The sequence below is a fragment of the Roseovarius sp. MMSF_3350 genome, from assembly GCF_030733425.1.
In the GTDB taxonomy this organism is placed as follows: domain Bacteria; phylum Pseudomonadota; class Alphaproteobacteria; order Rhodobacterales; family Rhodobacteraceae; genus Roseovarius.
Window position 1 is genome coordinate 1 of the sequence record NZ_JASHIZ010000002.1, and the last position, 16,503, is coordinate 16,503.

Genomic DNA, 16,503 nt, shown 5'->3' on the forward strand with positions numbered 1-16,503 from the left:
ATGTTCCGCAAGCTTCTGGACCAGGGCGAGGCCGGCGACAACGTGGGTCTGCTGCTGCGCGGTATCGAGCGTGACGGTGTGGAGCGCGGCCAGGTGCTGTGCAAGCCCGGCTCGGTGAACCCGCACACCAAGTTCGAGGCCGAGGCGTATATCCTGACCAAGGAAGAGGGTGGCCGTCACACGCCGTTCTTCGCCAACTACCGTCCGCAGTTCTATTTCCGCACGACGGACGTGACGGGCACGGTGACGCTTCCCTCGGGCACCGAGATGGTGATGCCGGGCGACAACCTGAAGTTCGAGGTCGAGCTGATCGCGCCGATCGCGATGGAAGACGGCCTGCGCTTCGCCATCCGCGAAGGCGGCCGCACCGTCGGCGCCGGCGTGGTGTCGAAGATCCTCGAGTGATCCGAGGCACGGCGTTGTCCCGGATGTGATCCGGGACATCTCGGAATTTCCGGGTGCTGATCCTGTATCGGCACCCGGACCCACTTTGGGCGCGACGAAGGGCGGCAATTCCGCTTCTCTTCCTCTCCGCTGAAACCCTGTTAGGGATAAGAAAAATGGCCATTCAAAGCCAAAACATCCGTATCCGCCTGAAGGCGTTCGACTATCGCGTGCTGGACGCCAGCACGCAGGAGATCGTCAACACCGCCAAGCGGACCGGCGCAGACGTGCGCGGGCCCATCCCGCTGCCGAACAAGATCGAGAAGTTCACCGTTCTGCGTGGCCCCCACGTGAACAAGAAATCGCGCGATCAGTTCGAGATCCGGACGCACAAGCGTCTCTTGGACATCGTTGATCCCACGCCCCAGACCGTCGACGCGCTGATGAAGCTCGACCTGGCTGCCGGCGTGGACGTGCAGATCTCGGTTTAAGGAGGGCAGGACATGTTGCGCTCTGGTGTAATCGCAAAGAAAGTCGGCATGACCCGGCTTTTCATGGAAGACGGCCGGCAGGTTCCGGTGACCGTTCTTCAACTGGACAAATTGCAGGTCGTCGCCCAACGCACGCCCGAAGAGCACGGCTATGCCGCTGTTCAGCTGGGTGCCGGGACCGCCAAGGCGAAACGGACGTCGAAAGCCATGCGTGGCCATTTCTCCGTCGCCAAGGTGGAACCCAAGCGCAAGGTCGCGGAATTCCGCGTGGCGCCCGAGAACATGATCGATGTGGGCGAGGAAATCACCGCGAACCACTATTTCGAAGGTCAGTTCGTGGACGTTTCCGGCACCTCGATCGGTAAGGGCTTTGCCGGTGCGATGAAGCGGCACAACTTTGGCGGTCTGCGGGCCAGCCACGGTGTGTCGATCAGCCACCGCTCGCACGGCTCCACCGGCCAGTGTCAGGACCCCGGCAAGGTGTTCAAGGGCAAGAAGATGGCTGGTCACATGGGCGCCGCCCGCGTGACGACGCAGAACCTGCAAGTGGTGAAAACCGACGCCGACCGTGGCCTGATCATGGTCAAGGGCGCGGTTCCCGGCTCGAAGGGTGGCTGGGTGACGGTCAAGGATGCGGTCAAGAAGCCGTTCCCCGAGAACGCCATTCTGCCCGCCGCTCTGAAATCGGCCGCCGCCGAAGCAGAGAAAGCCGCGGAAGAAGCCGCAGCCGCCGCCGCCGCCGAGGCCGAGGCCGAAGCACAGCGTCTGGCCGAAGAGCAGGCAGCCCAGGAAGCAGCCGCGCTGAAAGAGGCCGAAGCCGATATCGAGGCTGACAAGTCCGATGATGCCGGCGAAGAGAAGAAGGACGGTGAGGAATGAAACTCGACGTGATCAAACTCGACGGCGGCAAGGCCGGTTCGGTCGAGCTCTCGGGCGAGATCTTCGATCTCGATCCGCGTGCCGACATCCTGCACCGCGTCGTCCGCTGGCAGCGCAACAAGGCGCAGCAGGGCACCCACAAGGTCAAGACCCGGTCCGAGACCAGCTACTCGACCAAGAAGATCTATCGCCAGAAGGGCACCGGCGGCGCACGCCACGGTGACCGCAACGCGCCGATCTTCCGCAAGGGTGGTATCTACAAGGGTCCGGTCCCGCGCAGCCATGCGCATGACCTGCCCAAGAAGGTGCGTCAGCTGGGCCTGAAGCACGCGCTGTCGGCCAAGGCCAAGGCGGGTGAGCTGGTCGTGATCGAGGCCGCCGAAGGTGCCGCCAAGACCAAGGAACTGGCCAAGCAGGTCAAGGACCTGGGCTGGAAGCGCGCGCTGATCATCGACGGCGCCGAGGTGAACGAGGGCTTTGCCCGCGCCGCGGCCAACATCGACGGTCTGGACGTGCTGCCCAGCATGGGCGCGAACGTATACGACATCCTCAAGCGCGACACGCTCGTGCTGACCAAGGCGGGTGTCGAAGCACTGGAGGCTCGGTTGAAATGAGCGCGAAAGCAGAACATTACGATGTGATCCGCAAGCCGGTGATCACCGAGAAAGCCACGATGGCGTCGGAATCGAACGCCGTTGTCTTCGAGGTGGCCATGGACGCCGCGAAACCCCAGATCAAGGAGGCCGTCGAGGCGCTCTTTGGTGTGAAGGTGAAAGCGGTCAACACGTCCATCACCAAGGGCAAGCAGAAGCGGTTCCGTGGCATCATGGGCCGCCGCAAGGACGTCAAGAAAGCCTACGTGACGCTCGAAGAGGGCAACACGATCGACGTGACGACCGGCCTTTGAGGCGTGGTGGGGTGAAACCCCACCCTACGAGATTGAGACCCCCGTCGAGAGATCGGCGGGGGTTTTCTTTTGGCGCGCGCCGGCATTTTGTCGCTCGAAATCAATGGCCCGGCGATTGCTGCCCGTGATTTTCATTGACGCGACTCATGTTAGCGCCCATATGGGCGGTGCACGTTACTACCTATCGACCCTTTCTCCTTTACGGCGACTGGCTTTCGATCTTGTCATGACGCCGCCAAGCTGCCGCATACTGCGGGCAGCAACATCTAAAGGAGACACGGAAATGGCCAACGGCACCGTGAAATGGTTCAACACCACCAAAGGCTACGGCTTTATCGCACCGGAATCGGGCGGCAAGGACGTATTCGTTCACATCTCGGCCGTCGAGCGTTCGGGCCTGACCGGCCTGGCCGACGATCAGAAGGTCACCTATGACCTGGAATCCGGCCGTGACGGACGCGAAAGCGCCGTCAACATCGCGCTGGCATAAGGCGCCAGGCGGCAATACCGCCGGCCTTTGAGAGAGTTCGACCCCGGGCGCAGGCGTGGCCGGGGTTTTTCTTTGGGAGAAAGGCTTGACCCCAAGGGTGGTCTTTCGTAAACGACCCCATCCGCAAGGCCCCGGATTCGTCCGGGGCTTTGCCGTTGCGGCGCGGGCGCCGTCCCGGACCTGATCCGGGATCTCGTGGAAACGAGGCCCAGACCGCACCTGAACCGGGCACCTAAGGGGGCCTATAACCATGGTGGGTTTGAAACCCACCCTACATAGGCGAATGCATGCATTCGCCATTGCTAAACGGAAGACAGAAAGCATGGCACTCAAGTCGTACAAGCCGACGACGCCGGGCCAGCGCGGGCTGGTGCTGATCGACCGTTCGGAGCTGTGGAAAGGACGTCCCGTCAAAGCCCTCACCGAGGGTCTGACGAAATCGGGCGGCCGGAACAACACCGGGCGGATTACCTCGCGTCGTCGCGGGGGTGGCGCCAAACGCCTTTACCGGATCGTTGATTTCAAACGCAACAAGGTCGACGTGGCCGCAACCGTCGAGCGGATCGAATACGACCCGAACCGGACGGCCTTTATCGCGCTGATCAAATACGAAGATGGCGAGCAAGCCTACATCCTGGCGCCGCAGCGCCTGGCGGTGGGCGACAGCGTCATCGCCTCGCCCAAAGCCGACATCAAGCCCGGCAACGCGATGCCGTTCCAGGGCATGCCTATCGGGACGATCGTTCACAACATCGAGCTGAAGCCCGGCAAGGGCGGCCAGATCGCACGTGCCGCCGGCACCTATGCCCAGTTCGTGGGCCGCGATGGTGGTTATGCCCAGATCCGCCTGAGCTCGGGCGAGTTGCGCATGGTGCGTCAGGAGTGCATGGCGACCGTCGGTGCCGTCAGCAACCCCGACAACAGCAACCAGAACTACGGCAAGGCCGGCCGCATGCGCCACAAGGGCATCCGCCCGTCCGTGCGCGGCGTGGTCATGAACCCGATCGACCACCCCCATGGTGGTGGCGAGGGCCGGACCTCGGGTGGTCGTCACCCGGTGACGCCCTGGGGCAAGCCGACGAAGGGTGCGCGCACCCGTAACAAGAACAAGGCGTCGCAGAAGCTGATCATCCGCTCGCGTCACGCCAGGAAGAAGGGCCGTTAACACATGAGCCGCTCTGTATGGAAAGGCCCCTTCGTCGATGCATACGTCTTGAAAAAGGCCGAAGCATCGCGCGAGTCGGGGCGCAACGAAGTCATCAAGATCTGGTCGCGCCGTTCGACGATCCTGCCCCAGTTCGTGGGCCTGACGTTTGGCGTGTACAATGGTCACAAGCATATCCCCGTCAACGTGTCGGAAGATATGATCGGTCAGAAATTCGGTGAATACGCGCCGACCCGTACCTATTACGGGCACGCCGCCGACAAAAAAGCGAAGCGGAAGTAAGTCATGGGCAAGGAAAAGAACCCCCGCCGCGTGGCTGACAACGAAGCGATGGCAAAACTGCGCATGCTTCGCACCAGCCCGCAGAAACTCAACCTGGTGGCCGCGTTGATCCGTGGCAAGAAGGTGGACAAGGCGCTGAACGATCTGACCTTCTCGAAGAAGCGGATCGCGCAGGATGTGAAGAAATGCCTTCAGTCCGCCGTGGCCAACGCCGAGAACAACCACAACCTCGATGTCGACGACCTGATCGTGGCAGAGGCCTATGTGGGCAAGAACCTCGTGATGAAACGCGGCCGTCCGCGCGCCCGTGGCCGGTTCGGCCGGATCATGAAGCCGTTCTCAGAAATCACCATCAAGGTGCGTGAAGTCGAGGAGCAAGCCTAATGGGTAACAAAGTCAATCCGATCGGCATGCGCCTGCAGGTGAACCGCACCTGGGACAGCCGCTGGTACGCCGACACCAAGGATTACGGTGATCTTCTGCTGGAAGACATCGCGATCCGTGATTTCATCAAGAAAGAGTGCAAGCAGGCCGGCATCAGCCGCGTGATCATCGAGCGTCCGCACAAGAAGTGCCGCGTCACGGTGCATACCGCGCGCCCCGGCGTGATCATCGGCAAGAAAGGCGCCGATATCGAGACCCTGCGCAAGAAGCTGGCGGCGATGACCGACAGCGAACTGCACCTCAACATCGTCGAGGTTCGCAAGCCGGAACTGGACGCGGCCCTGGTGGGTGAAAGCATCGCCCAGCAGCTGGAGCGCCGTGTGTCGTTCCGCCGCGCGATGAAGCGTGCCGTGCAGAACGCCATGCGCATGGGGGCCTTGGGCATCCGGGTCAACGTCGCGGGCCGCCTGGGCGGTGCCGAGATCGCACGGACCGAATGGTACCGCGAGGGCCGGGTTCCGCTGCACACGCTGCGTGCCGACATCGATTACGCCAATATCGAGGCCAGCACGCCTTACGGGATCATCGGCATCAAGGTCTGGATCTTCAAGGGCGAGATCATGGAACATGATCCGGCGGCCCGGGATCGCAAGGCGCAGGAACTTCAGGACGGCCCGGCACCTCGTGGTGCTGGTGGCGGCCGCCGCTGAGGAGGGATGAGAAATGCTTCAACCAAAGCGCACTAAATTCCGCAAGATGTTCAAGGGCCGGATCAAGGGCGAGGCCAAGGGCGGCTCTGATCTGAACTTTGGCACTTACGGCCTGAAAGCGACCACGCCCGAGCGCGTGACCGCCCGTCAGATCGAAGCGGCACGTCGTGCCATGACGCGTCACATGAAGCGTCAGGGTCGCGTCTGGATCCGGATCTTCCCGGACACGCCCGTGACCTCGAAACCCGTCGAAGTTCGGATGGGTAAAGGCAAGGGTTCGGTCGATTTCTGGGCCTGCAAGGTCAAGCCCGGCCGCGTGATGTTCGAGATCGACGGCGTCGGCGAGGCGGTTGCCATGGAGGCCCTGCGCCTCGCGGCGATGAAGCTGCCGGTCAAGACCCGCGTCGTCGTACGTGAGGATTGGTAACGTCATTCGCTCGCGAATGACGCGTGCGGGAAAGCGATTGACGCAGTCAATTGCGGCCGCACCACGGTGAAAAAAGAAGCCCCCGTCGAGAAATCGGCGGGGGTTTTCGTTGAGCGGGCATGGTGGGTTGTCACCCACCCTACGGGAGGTCCCGGGGCAAGCCCGGGACGGGCGGTGCGATGTCACCCGCCCAATATCCCGCGAACCTGACGCGCATAAACCTCGTATGTCATCGTCGCCTTGTTGCCGGCGACCCCGTGGTAATAGCTGCGGCCCGAAGGGATGGGCAGGCCGGCCCAGATCCTGGCGAGGTTCAGCGTGAAGGTGTCCACGCTCATCTCGCCCGTCTTGACCTTCATCAGACCTGCGTCGCCCAGCAGCAGGTCAGCAAGCCGGTCCTGCACCGCGGGGCTGAACCGGGTGCTGGCGGGCAGGTCGAGGCGCGCGGCGGAATGGCGCAGCGTGGCCGGGATGAATTGGTAGCGTCCGATGGCGTGGGGCTGGCCGGGGGTGGCCTCGATCCAGTCGTAGATGTCCTGAAGGGTCATGTCGGTGGGGCGGCGGGGTGGCTTGACGCGGGCGCCGTGCTGGACCGCGTCATAGCCCGCGCGCCCGGCCTCGGCGCGGGCGATGAGGTCGCGCAGGCGGGCGGCCTTGGTGCCGCCACGGCGCAGCGGCGCGTCGAGGCGGCCGGGCAGGGCGGCGAATAGGCTGCCTTCGGTCGCGCCCACAAAGAGGCTGGCAGAGGATGCGCTATCTTGGTTTTTCGACTGCATCGAGAAAAGCGGCTGGCGCGCGGCGAAGAGGCTGCCGGTGGCCGGGTCCGCTGTGGCGGGACCGCTAAGGCCAAAACCAATGCACAGGCCTGACGCCATGACGGTTCGGATCATGCTTGCCCCCTTCTGGTGCTGCGGACGTTATGAGTCGAAGATCTGAAGAAACCCTTGCCTTTGCCAAGACGCGCGATAAGACGCGGGGCATGGCTGATATCAAATCCCTCTTCGTGACCCGCCTTTACCGTGCCGCCTTGTCAGAGCATGGGCCCAAGATCGACGCGCGGGAGATGGAAGCCTCCTGCTATGCCATCGCCGAGGATGACGAGGCGGGGCAGGAATGGTGCGAAGACAATGGCTATCCGGGCTATACGTCCTATGCCTCGCTGACCGATCTGCCGTGGCGGTTTCCGATCTTCGCGGACCTGGTGAAATCGCTGGATGCGCATGTCGCGGCTTTTGCGGAGGACCTGGAGTTCGACCTGGATGGGCGGGAGCTGAAGCTCGAGGACATCTGGATCAACATCCTGCCCGAAGGCGGCACGCATTCATCGCACCTGCACCCTCATTCGGTGATTTCAGGCACGACCTACGTGGCGATGCCGGATGGCGCCAGCGCGCTGAAGCTGGAGGACCCGCGCTCGGCGCGGATGATGGCGGCGCCCGGGCGGAAGAAGGATGCGCGGGAAGAGTTGCGGACCTTCATCTATGCCAAGCCGGCGGTGGGCGACGTGCTGCTGTGGGAAAGCTGGCTGCGGCACGAGGTGCCGATGAACATGTCCGAGGACGAACGGATCAGCGTCAGTTTCAACTACGCCTGGGGGTAGGCCCCGCCGATCTCGCGGCAGGGCCCGAGCGTCAGGCGGCAGGTTGCGGCCAGCTGAATTCCGGACGCAGGCCCTCATACACCGGGCGGCCGTCATCGGGCTTGGCGTAGCCTTTGCTTTCGTCCCAGAACGCATGGTACGTCGCGTCGGGGAAGGCGGCGTCGTTGTAGCCCATGACGTTGGGCACGGCCACGCGGATGCGTTTCTGCTTGTCATCCAGCATCAGCGCGGCGCCGCAATCGGCGCAGGTGCAGAGTTCGAGCGGGCCGTCGGGGTTGTCGGCGTTGAAGGGCTGGCGCTTCATCTCGCCGCCTTCGGCCTTGAGGTCGTCATGGTTGAAGAAGGCCACGTGGGTCGTGTGCTGGCCGGTGACGTTCTTGCAGACGTTGCAGTGGCACTCGTGATTGTCGATGGGTTCGGCGGTGGCGGTCACCTTGACGTGATCGCAGCCTCCGGAATACGGGCTGGACATGGGGTTCTCCTCCTCTTTTGTCGGGCGCAGATTGAGCGCGCCCGGGTCCTATCTCATCCGGGCGGGGCGGGGTGTGGCAAGATAGACATTGGTGGTGCGGCGCGGACCGGGTGCGCGAGCGACCTTTTTTAAAAGGGGGAGCGCATTTCTTCGTAAACAGCCTGCAAAAAGAACGCGCGGTGTCAAATTTTCAGGCGGAACTGGCTTGCCACTCTATGATGCGCCGGCGAACGAGCCTGAGGCAGGCGACAATTTCGAGATCCTCCGCTATGGAGGTTTTAGTACGCCTCGCTATTTGAGCGAGAAGTAAAATTAGCTTAAGGCACTTGAAAGTGCATGTGTGATGAACATTTGTAGATTAGGCAAGTCCTAACGTTCTTTGAAAATCTGGAATAGTGGCGTCAGCTCTCTTCGCTTGTGCAGTGCAACCTTTAGAGAGGAGGCTGACATGGTACCACGCAGTGTGCTTGCCCGCCTGAAACGGTCATGCAATTCTATACTGCAATCGACTATCCGGGAATGTCGTCATAAGCTTCGCGAATTGCGTTCGCTTAAGGTGACAGTAAGTTCCGGCGAAAATACGAAATCGATAACTCTGTTAGAGATTTTCATGATCTTCGTTGTCGAAATACTAGTGGCTCTACTTATTGTAGCTCTGCTGGGGTAACCACGATGTCTCGCTATAGAGGAAAATTGGGCCCGTCGATCCGGTGATTGCACATCGGTGAAAAAAGCCCCGTTTTCGATCCGTAGTCAGGCAAAGCCGTGATGAAGGTCTATAAAGGATTGGCCGGAGCGGTTTTTTTATTCTGACTGCTGACTTGTAGCGGGTCTTTTAGTCCAGGCTGGACTTCGCAGAAGTCTGGACCGCAAGACAAACACCAGTTTGGTGATAGCTGACGCCTCTATTCCAGATTTTCTTTTTGGTTTTCCCTTGCCCTGATCCCGCACCTCCCTTATACGGCCCCAATCCACGGGTCCCCGCGTTTCGCGGGGATTCGCTTTTGACATTCATCCACCGGGGAAACCGTGTGACCCTGAGCCATCGAGCAGGGGCCGGCCGGTGTTTTGAGAAGGGAAGATGGCCATGAACGCCACCGAATTGCGTGACAAGACGCCGGACCAGCTTCGCGAGGAGCTGTCCAACCTGAAGAAAGAGCAGTTCAACCTGCGCTTTCAGGCAGCGACCGGGTCGCTGGAAAACCCTGCGCGGATCCGTTCGGTCCGTCGCGATGTGGCGCGGATCAAGACCGTGCTGAACGAAAAAGCCGCCTCGGCTGCTGAATAAGGAGAGCCTCGAATGCCCAAGCGTATCCTGCAAGGCGTCGTGACCTCCGACGCAAACGCCCAGACCGTCACCGTTTCGGTCGAGCGTCGCTTCAAGCACCCGGTGCTGCAGAAGACCATTCGTAAGTCCAAGAAGTACCGGGCTCACGATGAAAAGAACGCTTTCAAGGTCGGCGACCAAGTTCGCATCATCGAATGCGCGCCGAAATCGAAAACGAAACGCTGGGAGGTTCTTGAGGCCTAGGCCACAGAACCTTTCGGTTTGATCGAAACCATGGGGTCGTTACCCCTTAGGTCGGGAGAAACCTAATGATCCAGATGCAGACCAATCTGGATGTTGCTGACAACTCCGGCGCGCGCCGGGTGCAGTGCATCAAGGTCCTGGGTGGTTCCAAGCGCAAATACGCGTCCGTGGGCGACATCATCGTCGTCTCGGTGAAGGAAGCCATCCCGCGCGGCCGCGTGAAGAAAGGTGACGTCCGCAAGGCCGTCGTCGTGCGCACCGCCAAAGAGATCCGCCGTGAAGACGGCACCGCCATCCGCTTTGACCGCAACGCCGCCGTGATCCTGAACAACGCAGGGGAGCCGGTGGGCACGCGTATCTTCGGACCGGTGGTTCGTGAACTTCGCGCGAAGAACTTCATGAAGATCATCTCGCTCGCCCCGGAGGTGCTGTGACATGGCAGCCAAGCTGAAAAAAGGCGACAAGGTCGTCGTCCTGTCCGGCAAGGACAAGGGCAAGGAAGGCACGATCACATCCGTGGACCCCAAGGCCGGCAAGGCCGTGGTCGACGGTGTGAACATGGCCGTCCGCCACACCCGCCAGAGCCAGCAGAGCCAGGGCGGCCGTCTGCCCAAGGCGCTGCCGATCGACCTGTCGAATCTGGCATTCGTTGATGCAAACGGCAAACCCACCCGCGTCGGCTTCAAGACCGAGGGCGACAAGAAGGTGCGTTACGCCAAGACCACGGGGGACGTGATCGATGCTTGATACCGAAAACTACACCCCGCGTCTTCGCGCCGCTTTCCGCGACACCATTCGCCCGGCGCTGAAGGAAGAGTTCGGCTATACCAACGACATGCAGATCCCGCGTCTGGACAAGATCGTCCTGAATATCGGCTGCGGCGCCGAGGCGGTGAAGGATTCCAAGAAGGCCAAGTCGGCCCAGGAAGACCTTTCCACCATCGCCGGCCAGCACGCCGTGATCACGTCGGCCAAGAACTCGATCGCCGGTTTCCGTGTGCGTGAAGGCATGCCGCTGGGCGCCAAGGTGACCCTGCGCGGCAACCGCATGTACGAATTTCTTGACCGTCTGATCACCGTGGCGATGCCGCGGATCCGCGACTTTCGCGGTGTGTCGGGCAAGTCGTTCGATGGCCGCGGCAACTATGCCATGGGCATCAAGGAGCACATCGTTTTCCCCGAAATCAACTTCGACAAGGTCGACGAAGTCTGGGGGATCGACGTCATCATCGCAACCACGGCGCCGACCGACGCTGAAGCCAAGGCGCTGTTGAAGCACTTCAACATGCCTTTCACCAGCTAATCGCGAGGAATTTGAAACATGGCTAAGAAAGCAATGATCGAACGCGAGAAGAAGCGTCAGCGTCTGGTGAAGCAATACGCCGCCAAGCGGGCCGCTTTGAAAGCGATCATCAACGACCAGGAAAAGCCGATGGAAGACCGCTTCCGGGCCTCCCTGAAACTGGCGCAACTGCCGCGCAACAGCTCGGCCACCCGCCTGCATAACCGCTGCCAGCTGACCGGCCGGCCGCACGCCTATTACCGCAAGCTGAAGATCAGCCGGATCGCCCTGCGCGACCTTGGCTCGTCGGGTCAGCTGCCCGGTATGGTCAAGTCGAGCTGGTAAGGAGGGATATGAGATGAACGATCCTATCGGCGATATGCTCACCCGCCTGCGCAACGCAGGTATGCGTGGCAAGTCCACCGTCATGGTTCCGGCCTCCAAGATGCGCGTGCGCGTTCTGGATGTGCTGGCCGAGGAAGGTTATATCCGTGGCTACGAGAACGCCACAGACGACCGGGGCCACCCGGCCCTTGAAGTGAGCCTGAAGTATTTCGAAGGCGCCCCCGTGATCCGCGAGATGAAGCGGGTCTCCAAGCCCGGTCGCCGGGTTTACATGGGCGTCAATGACATCCCGTCGGTCCGTCAGGGCCTGGGCGTGTCGATTGTCTCCACCTCCAAGGGTGTGATGTCGGACGCGAACGCGCGCAGCCAGAACGTTGGCGGCGAAGTGCTTTGCACCGTATTCTAAGGAGGCCCGTGTAATGTCTCGTATCGGTAAACAACCGGTTGCCCTGCCCGACGGCGTCACCGCGACGCTGAGCGGCCAGACAATCGAAATCAAGGGCCCGAAGGCCACCAAGACCTTCACCGCCACGGATGACGTGACGATGGTTGTCGAGGACGGCACCGTCACCGTGACCCCGCGCGGCAAGTCCAAGCGCGCGCGCCAGCAATGGGGCATGACCCGCACGGTCATCGCCAACATGGTGCACGGCGCCAAGGACCCCTTCAAGAAAGAGCTGGAGATCCGCGGCGTGGGCTACCGGGCACAGATGCAGGGCAATGTCCTGAAGCTGAACCTGGGCCTGTCGCATGACGTGGATTTCCCGGTTCCGGATGGTGTGACGGTCACGGCGCCGAAGCCCACGGAACTGATCGTGGAAGGGCACGACAAGCAGCTCGTCGGACAGGTCGCGGCAAACATCCGCGATTGGCGCCGCCCCGAGCCCTACAAGGGCAAGGGCATCCGCTACAAGGACGAGTATATCTTCCAGAAGGAAGGCAAGAAGAAGTAAGGACGCGAGAAAATGGCAAACAGCAAGAGACAACTGTTCCAGAAACGCCGTATGCGCGTCCGGAGCAAACTTCGCAAGGTCAACGCCGGCCGCCCCCGTCTTTCGGTGCACCGTTCGTCCAAGAACATGAGCGTGCAGCTGATCGACGACGTGAACGGCACGACCCTGGCCTCGGCCTCGACCCTGGAAAAGGACCTGGGCTTTGTCGGCAAGAACACGTTGGAAGCGGCCGCCAAGATCGGCGCGACCATCGCGGAACGCGCCAAAAAGGCAGGCGTGACCGAGGCGCAGTTCGACCGTGGCGGGTTCCTCTACCACGGCCGGATTAAGGCGCTGGCCGATGCCGCCCGTGAGGGTGGCCTGAAGATCTAGGTGGGATGAAATCCCACCCTGCGCGGTTTGCGTAGGGTGGGGCTTCGACCCACCCTGACGTTGCAGGCGGGTGACCCGCCTCGATGATCCGGACGCCCGCCGGGCGGACTTGGATTGAGAAAATCAAGGGGCATACGCCCGCAGAAAGGACGCCGAGTATGGCAAGAGATGACAACCGCCGTGGGGGTCGCGATCGTGACGAAACCCCGGAATTCGCCGATCGCCTTGTTGCGATCAACCGTGTTTCGAAAACCGTGAAGGGTGGTAAGCGCTTTGGCTTTGCCGCGCTCGTCGTCGTGGGCGACCAGAAGGGCCGCGTCGGTTTCGGCAAGGGCAAGGCCAAGGAGGTCCCCGAGGCCATCCGCAAGGCCACCGAGCAGGCCAAGCGCCAGATGATCCGTGTGCCGCTGCGCGAAGGCCGCACGCTGCACCACGACATGGAAGGCCGCTGGGGCGCCGGCAAGGTCGTCATGCGCACCGCGCCCACGGGTACCGGTATCATCGCCGGTGGTCCGATGCGCGCCGTGTTCGAGATGCTGGGCGTGCAGGACGTTGTCGCGAAGTCCACGGGCTCGCAGAACCCCTACAACATGATCCGCGCCACCCTGAACGGCCTGCAGAAGGAAAGCAGCCCGCGCATGGTCGCGCAGCGTCGCGGCAAGAAGGTCGCCGACATCCTGCCCAAGCGCGACGAGGCCCCGGCCGAGTCGACCCAAGTTGCCGAGGAGGCGTAAAACATGGCAAAGACCATCGTCGTCAAGCAGGTGGGAAGCCCCATCCGCCGCCCCGAGATCCAGCGCAAGACGCTGATCGGCCTGGGCCTGAACAAGATGCACCGGACCCGTGAGTTGGAAGACACGCCGTCGGTCCGTGGCATGATCAACAAGATCCCGCACCTCGTGGAGATCGTTGAAGAGAAGGGGTGAGGTCCCGGTGGGTTTTCACCCACCCTACGAGCCCGGTGGGGTGCAACCCCACCCTACGGAATTCACGCCCCGGTCAGAGATGGCCGGGGTGTTTTCGTTTCGGCACTGTTAATCTTTGTTGAGCAAAGGTTAACGGGTGTCGTTTTTTTGCGCCTTGGTGCGCGGAACCGTTTCCTTGAAAAGAAAACGGAGCGGAAACTTTTGAAGTTTCCGAAAGCGCGGTCAGGGGGGCGGACCCGACTACGCTCTTCCGGGGGATTGAAACACCAGCGGGTTTGCGGAACTGTTAACGCTGCGGTCCCGGCTAGCCGATCAACGCGCATCCCAGCGTCTTGCGCAGTGCCTCGGTCAACTCGTCCACCGTGTCCGTCGCCACGTACATGCCGCCTGTCTGGTCCGAGATACAGCGGGCGATGGAAGAACCGTCACTGTAGATCCCGGCCTCGGGACTGTCCCAGGCGAAAGGGTCGGCCACGACGCGGAAGCCTATGACATGCACGGTAAGGTTGGCGGAGGTGGCTGCAAGCTCGGCTCCGAGCGCGCAGGGCCTGCCGCCGCAGGTTTCGTTTCCGTCGGTCACCAGCACGACGATGCCCGGGGTGGTGGTGTGGTTCAGCACGCGGGCGGCCTCTGCCACGGCCTCGGTCAGGGGTGTGAGGCCGATCGGGCCCATCAGGTCGATGGCGTCGATGATGGGCTGGGCGGCGTCCGCGAGGGGCGGAAACTTGAGGTTGATGCCGTCGCAGGAGCCCTCGGGGCCGGGACCGTAGGTCAAGAGGCCCACGCGGCGCACGGGCGCGATATCCGGCAGGGCGCGGCGCAGGGCGGTGCGGGCGTCCTCGATGCGGGTGGGGGCAGTCTGGTCGAAGCCGACCTCGGCCATGGAGGCCGAGCCATCGAAGACCAGCATCGCGTCGCGGCTGCACTCCTGCGCCACGGCCCGCGGCACCACGGGCAGCGCAGCGGCCAGTGCGGTAAGCGTTGTCAGCAGGGTGCGTTTCATATTCAGATGAGATACCGTGGCAGGTGCGAAATCAAGCCCGGCCCTTTGAAGGAGATTCAAGATGTTCGTTAAGATGTTGGATGACGTGATCGGCACCGAAGATCACGCCAAGGGCGAGGCCTTTGAAAGCAGGCGGCTTTTGCTGGCGCGCGATGATCTGGGCTATTCGTTTCACGACACGATCGTGAAGGCCGGCACCGTGCAGCTGTTGGAATACAAGAACCATGTCGAGGTCAACTACTGTATCGAGGGCAAGGGCGAGGTGGAGAACGAGACCACCGGCGAGGTCTGGCCGCTGGAGCCCGGCGTGATGTACGTGCTGGACCAGAACGATCCGCATATCGTGCGGGCGGAGACCAATCTTCGGTTCATCTGCATTTTCACGCCTGCGTTGACCGGGCGGGAAGTGCATGACGAAGACGGAAGCTATGGTGTGCCGGAATGACCGGGCGGCTTAGTCGCAGAGGCGGGTATAGTTTTCTCGGCTGATGTCGTAACGCGGTGCGATGCCGTAGGGCGAGGTGTAACCGCTTGATCGGTCACGCGGTTCGCAGGTTTCGTCGCCCAGGGGGCAGTTGGGGCGGATCTCGGTGCGGGAGACCTGGCAGAAGACCTGCTCGCGGGTCCGGGGGGCTGCGGCGCTGTCCTGCTCGAGGTTCAATCCGGTGAGATCCACAAGATGTCCGGCCTTGCGCCCGATGCCGCGTGTTTCGAAGGTGAGGGGGGCCTTGAGGGTGAGCGTTCTCTGATCGGCGAAGCGCGCTTCCTCGCTGTCCCAGATGCTGCCGTATTCGAAGCGCAGCCGATAAGTGCCGGGGGGCACCAGCACGCGAAAGAACACGCCGCCGGTGATATAGGCGGCAAGCGCGGCCTCGTCCGTCTCGGCGTGGTGCAGGGTGACGATATAGTCAGCGCCCGGGGCGGTCTTGACCTGTAGCGGGAAGGTGAGGGGGAGGCCGGTGCGGTTCCACATCAGGCCTGGATCGGGCCGCTTGTCGGCGGCGACGGCGGCGGCAAGGGTGAGGGGCAGAAGCGTCAGAAGGGCGAGAACGAGGCGCATGTGTCGGATATAGCGCCACTGGACGGGTTGGGCAAAGGACAGGTGCGGGGAGAACGTTAACGTGATCGGGACTGCCGGAAACGGCATGTCGGTATCGCGTCGGTGTCGCGGCGGTATTCGAACGGTGTCACTTTCGCGCAAGCCGGCGTTAAGGGACCGTTCCGACGGGCCGGGTACGGCATGTCGGAAACGAGCGAGCCCAAGGCAGACCGAGACATTGGGAGCGATGGGATGTGGTGGGGTTTCAACCGCTGTTCAGGTTTGGGGGGAGGTGACGTGGGGTCCTACCGACCCTAACCTTCGGAGGCGGGTTTGTCGGGGTGCGAGGCAATGACGCCAAAGTCGCGCGAATTGGAGCCGCCGCCGGCAACGCTGAAATAGCCTTCGGCGGCAAGACCGCGCTTCAGAAGTTCGCGCACGGCGGCAGCGCGGCTGGGCATATGGGCCTTGAACCGCCAATCGTCCAGCGCCCCGAGCTCGTCCTCCGAGATCATGACCTGCAGCCTTTCCAACCGTTTAGAGCCGGATTCGGCCATTCCTACGATCCTCCGTCATCTGTATCATACTTAGACACCTGATTAACGTAGTCAAACTGAATGCATTACTCAAGATGAGTAAGGTGGTCATTATTTGCCTGTTATGGAACGTTGTCATATTAAGGCAATGAAATCATTAGATATTTTATTCAACCCCTTTATAATGATCAGCATGAGAACGAATCCGCACATCAAAATTCAGAGCCCGGTTTATGGGCATGACGCGTCCTCGGGAGGGCGTGACGAACGGACCCGCACACAATCTGAAGCTGTGAAAAAGACGTGGAACGCAACCGTTGGAGCG

At 61.9% G+C, this 16,503-nt stretch carries 28 protein-coding genes and 1 pseudogene; 24 read left to right on the forward strand and 5 right to left on the reverse strand.

From position 1 onward, the window contains the following. The 11 genes and pseudogenes from tuf to rplP all read left to right on the forward strand — a co-directional run. Nucleotides 1-405, forward strand: a pseudogene (gene tuf / locus RBB31_RS02505) (elongation factor Tu); the annotation flags it as partial. Between the two features lie 161 nt (nt 406-566). Continuing rightward, nucleotides 567-875, forward strand: coding sequence for a 30S ribosomal protein S10 (gene rpsJ / locus RBB31_RS02510; RefSeq protein WP_057795293.1), 309 nt, complete (start codon nt 567-569; stop codon nt 873-875). 12 nt (nt 876-887) lie between these two features. Next, entirely contained in the window at nt 888-1,754 is an 867-nt protein-coding gene (rplC, locus tag RBB31_RS02515; protein WP_306127692.1) for a 50S ribosomal protein L3, read from the forward strand. Beyond that, nucleotides 1,751-2,368: a 50S ribosomal protein L4 gene (gene rplD, locus RBB31_RS02520; RefSeq protein WP_103762136.1), complete on the forward strand. Its 618-nt coding sequence runs from the start codon at nt 1,751-1,753 to the stop codon at nt 2,366-2,368. The genes rplC and rplD overlap by 4 nt, the downstream gene beginning before the upstream one ends. Continuing rightward, nucleotides 2,365-2,661, forward strand: coding sequence for a 50S ribosomal protein L23 (locus RBB31_RS02525; RefSeq protein WP_057794965.1), 297 nt, complete (start codon nt 2,365-2,367; stop codon nt 2,659-2,661). The genes rplD and RBB31_RS02525 overlap by 4 nt, the downstream gene beginning before the upstream one ends. 283 nt (nt 2,662-2,944) lie before the next feature. Further along, a complete protein-coding gene (locus RBB31_RS02530) occupies nt 2,945-3,151 on the forward strand; it encodes a cold-shock protein (RefSeq protein ID WP_057794967.1) in 207 nt (68 codons plus the stop codon). Nucleotides 3,152-3,473: 322 nt separating this feature from the next. Next, nucleotides 3,474-4,316, forward strand: coding sequence for a 50S ribosomal protein L2 (gene rplB / locus RBB31_RS02535; protein ID WP_152493557.1), 843 nt, complete (start codon nt 3,474-3,476; stop codon nt 4,314-4,316). A 3-nt stretch (nt 4,317-4,319) separates the two neighbouring features. Then, nucleotides 4,320-4,598, forward strand: a complete 279-nt coding sequence (rpsS, locus tag RBB31_RS02540; protein WP_057794973.1) for a 30S ribosomal protein S19 — start codon at nt 4,320-4,322, stop codon at nt 4,596-4,598. Nucleotides 4,599-4,601: 3 nt separating this feature from the next. Beyond that, nucleotides 4,602-4,982, forward strand: coding sequence for a 50S ribosomal protein L22 (gene rplV, locus RBB31_RS02545; protein ID WP_152493556.1), 381 nt, complete (start codon nt 4,602-4,604; stop codon nt 4,980-4,982). Next, nucleotides 4,982-5,692, forward strand: coding sequence for a 30S ribosomal protein S3 (gene rpsC, locus RBB31_RS02550; RefSeq protein WP_103762140.1), 711 nt, complete (start codon nt 4,982-4,984; stop codon nt 5,690-5,692). Before rplV ends, rpsC begins: the two co-directional genes overlap by 1 nt. 13 nt (nt 5,693-5,705) lie before the next feature. Then, complete coding sequence (gene rplP / locus RBB31_RS02555) at nt 5,706-6,119, forward strand: 50S ribosomal protein L16 (RefSeq protein WP_103762141.1); 414 nt, start codon at nt 5,706-5,708, stop codon at nt 6,117-6,119. Nucleotides 6,120-6,301: 182 nt separating this feature from the next. Here rplP and RBB31_RS02560 read toward each other — a convergent pair whose 3' ends face one another. Further along, nucleotides 6,302-7,009, reverse strand: coding sequence for a hypothetical protein (locus RBB31_RS02560; protein ID WP_306127693.1), 708 nt, complete (start codon nt 7,007-7,009; stop codon nt 6,302-6,304). A gap of 89 nt (nt 7,010-7,098) precedes the next feature. Between RBB31_RS02560 and RBB31_RS02565 the strand changes: the two genes are divergently transcribed. Then, nucleotides 7,099-7,719 carry a 2OG-Fe(II) oxygenase family protein gene (locus RBB31_RS02565; RefSeq protein WP_306127694.1) on the forward strand — a complete coding sequence of 207 codons (621 nt, stop codon included), beginning with the start codon at nt 7,099-7,101 and terminating at the stop codon, nt 7,717-7,719. Nucleotides 7,720-7,750: 31 nt separating this feature from the next. Here RBB31_RS02565 and RBB31_RS02570 read toward each other — a convergent pair whose 3' ends face one another. Continuing rightward, a complete protein-coding gene (locus RBB31_RS02570) occupies nt 7,751-8,191 on the reverse strand; it encodes a GFA family protein (protein ID WP_306127695.1) in 441 nt (146 codons plus the stop codon). A gap of 1,087 nt (nt 8,192-9,278) precedes the next feature. Between RBB31_RS02570 and rpmC the strand changes: the two genes are divergently transcribed. From rpmC to rpmD, 11 genes are all read left to right on the forward strand, one after another. Further along, on the forward strand, nt 9,279-9,479 hold the full coding sequence (gene rpmC / locus RBB31_RS02575) for a 50S ribosomal protein L29 (protein ID WP_152493550.1): 201 nt from the start codon (nt 9,279-9,281) through the stop codon (nt 9,477-9,479). A gap of 12 nt (nt 9,480-9,491) precedes the next feature. Beyond that, nucleotides 9,492-9,722 carry a 30S ribosomal protein S17 gene (rpsQ, locus tag RBB31_RS02580; RefSeq protein ID WP_152493549.1) on the forward strand — a complete coding sequence of 77 codons (231 nt, stop codon included), beginning with the start codon at nt 9,492-9,494 and terminating at the stop codon, nt 9,720-9,722. Between the two features lie 65 nt (nt 9,723-9,787). Next, complete coding sequence (rplN, locus tag RBB31_RS02585; protein WP_103762146.1) at nt 9,788-10,156, forward strand: 50S ribosomal protein L14; 369 nt, start codon at nt 9,788-9,790, stop codon at nt 10,154-10,156. A 1-nt stretch (nt 10,157) separates the two neighbouring features. Beyond that, on the forward strand, nt 10,158-10,469 hold the full coding sequence (gene rplX, locus RBB31_RS02590; RefSeq protein WP_306127696.1) for a 50S ribosomal protein L24: 312 nt from the start codon (nt 10,158-10,160) through the stop codon (nt 10,467-10,469). After that, nucleotides 10,462-11,025, forward strand: a complete 564-nt coding sequence (rplE, locus tag RBB31_RS02595) for a 50S ribosomal protein L5 (RefSeq protein WP_306127697.1) — start codon at nt 10,462-10,464, stop codon at nt 11,023-11,025. The genes rplX and rplE overlap by 8 nt, the downstream gene beginning before the upstream one ends. A gap of 18 nt (nt 11,026-11,043) precedes the next feature. Continuing rightward, nucleotides 11,044-11,349 (forward strand): 30S ribosomal protein S14, encoded by a 306-nt coding sequence (gene rpsN / locus RBB31_RS02600; protein ID WP_057794996.1) that lies wholly within the window; start codon nt 11,044-11,046, stop codon nt 11,347-11,349. 13 nt (nt 11,350-11,362) lie between these two features. After that, the gene (rpsH, locus tag RBB31_RS02605) at nt 11,363-11,755 is read left to right on the forward strand and encodes a 30S ribosomal protein S8 (protein ID WP_306127698.1); all 393 of its coding nucleotides are present in this window, start codon (nt 11,363-11,365) and stop codon (nt 11,753-11,755) included. A gap of 13 nt (nt 11,756-11,768) precedes the next feature. Then, on the forward strand, nt 11,769-12,302 hold the full coding sequence (rplF, locus tag RBB31_RS02610; protein WP_306127699.1) for a 50S ribosomal protein L6: 534 nt from the start codon (nt 11,769-11,771) through the stop codon (nt 12,300-12,302). Between the two features lie 12 nt (nt 12,303-12,314). Beyond that, nucleotides 12,315-12,674, forward strand: coding sequence for a 50S ribosomal protein L18 (rplR, locus tag RBB31_RS02615; RefSeq protein ID WP_057795005.1), 360 nt, complete (start codon nt 12,315-12,317; stop codon nt 12,672-12,674). Between the two features lie 158 nt (nt 12,675-12,832). Further along, nucleotides 12,833-13,408 carry a 30S ribosomal protein S5 gene (gene rpsE / locus RBB31_RS02620; RefSeq protein ID WP_306127700.1) on the forward strand — a complete coding sequence of 192 codons (576 nt, stop codon included), beginning with the start codon at nt 12,833-12,835 and terminating at the stop codon, nt 13,406-13,408. A gap of 3 nt (nt 13,409-13,411) precedes the next feature. Continuing rightward, entirely contained in the window at nt 13,412-13,600 is a 189-nt protein-coding gene (gene rpmD / locus RBB31_RS02625; RefSeq protein ID WP_057795009.1) for a 50S ribosomal protein L30, read from the forward strand. A gap of 304 nt (nt 13,601-13,904) precedes the next feature. Here the strand turns inward: rpmD and RBB31_RS02630 are convergent, their stop codons facing one another. Continuing rightward, nucleotides 13,905-14,603, reverse strand: coding sequence for a VWA domain-containing protein (locus tag RBB31_RS02630; protein ID WP_306127701.1), 699 nt, complete (start codon nt 14,601-14,603; stop codon nt 13,905-13,907). A gap of 61 nt (nt 14,604-14,664) precedes the next feature. On the opposite strand from RBB31_RS02630, the gene RBB31_RS02635 reads away from it, so the two are divergent. Next, a complete protein-coding gene (locus RBB31_RS02635) occupies nt 14,665-15,048 on the forward strand; it encodes an ectoine synthase (protein ID WP_306127702.1) in 384 nt (127 codons plus the stop codon). Nucleotides 15,049-15,057: 9 nt separating this feature from the next. On the opposite strand, the gene RBB31_RS02640 is transcribed toward RBB31_RS02635, so the two are convergent. Next, nucleotides 15,058-15,663, reverse strand: a complete 606-nt coding sequence (locus tag RBB31_RS02640) for a hypothetical protein (RefSeq protein WP_306127703.1) — start codon at nt 15,661-15,663, stop codon at nt 15,058-15,060. Nucleotides 15,664-15,956: 293 nt separating this feature from the next. Continuing rightward, entirely contained in the window at nt 15,957-16,199 is a 243-nt protein-coding gene (locus tag RBB31_RS02645; RefSeq protein ID WP_306127704.1) for a hypothetical protein, read from the reverse strand. Nucleotides 16,200-16,503 lie beyond the last annotated feature (304 nt).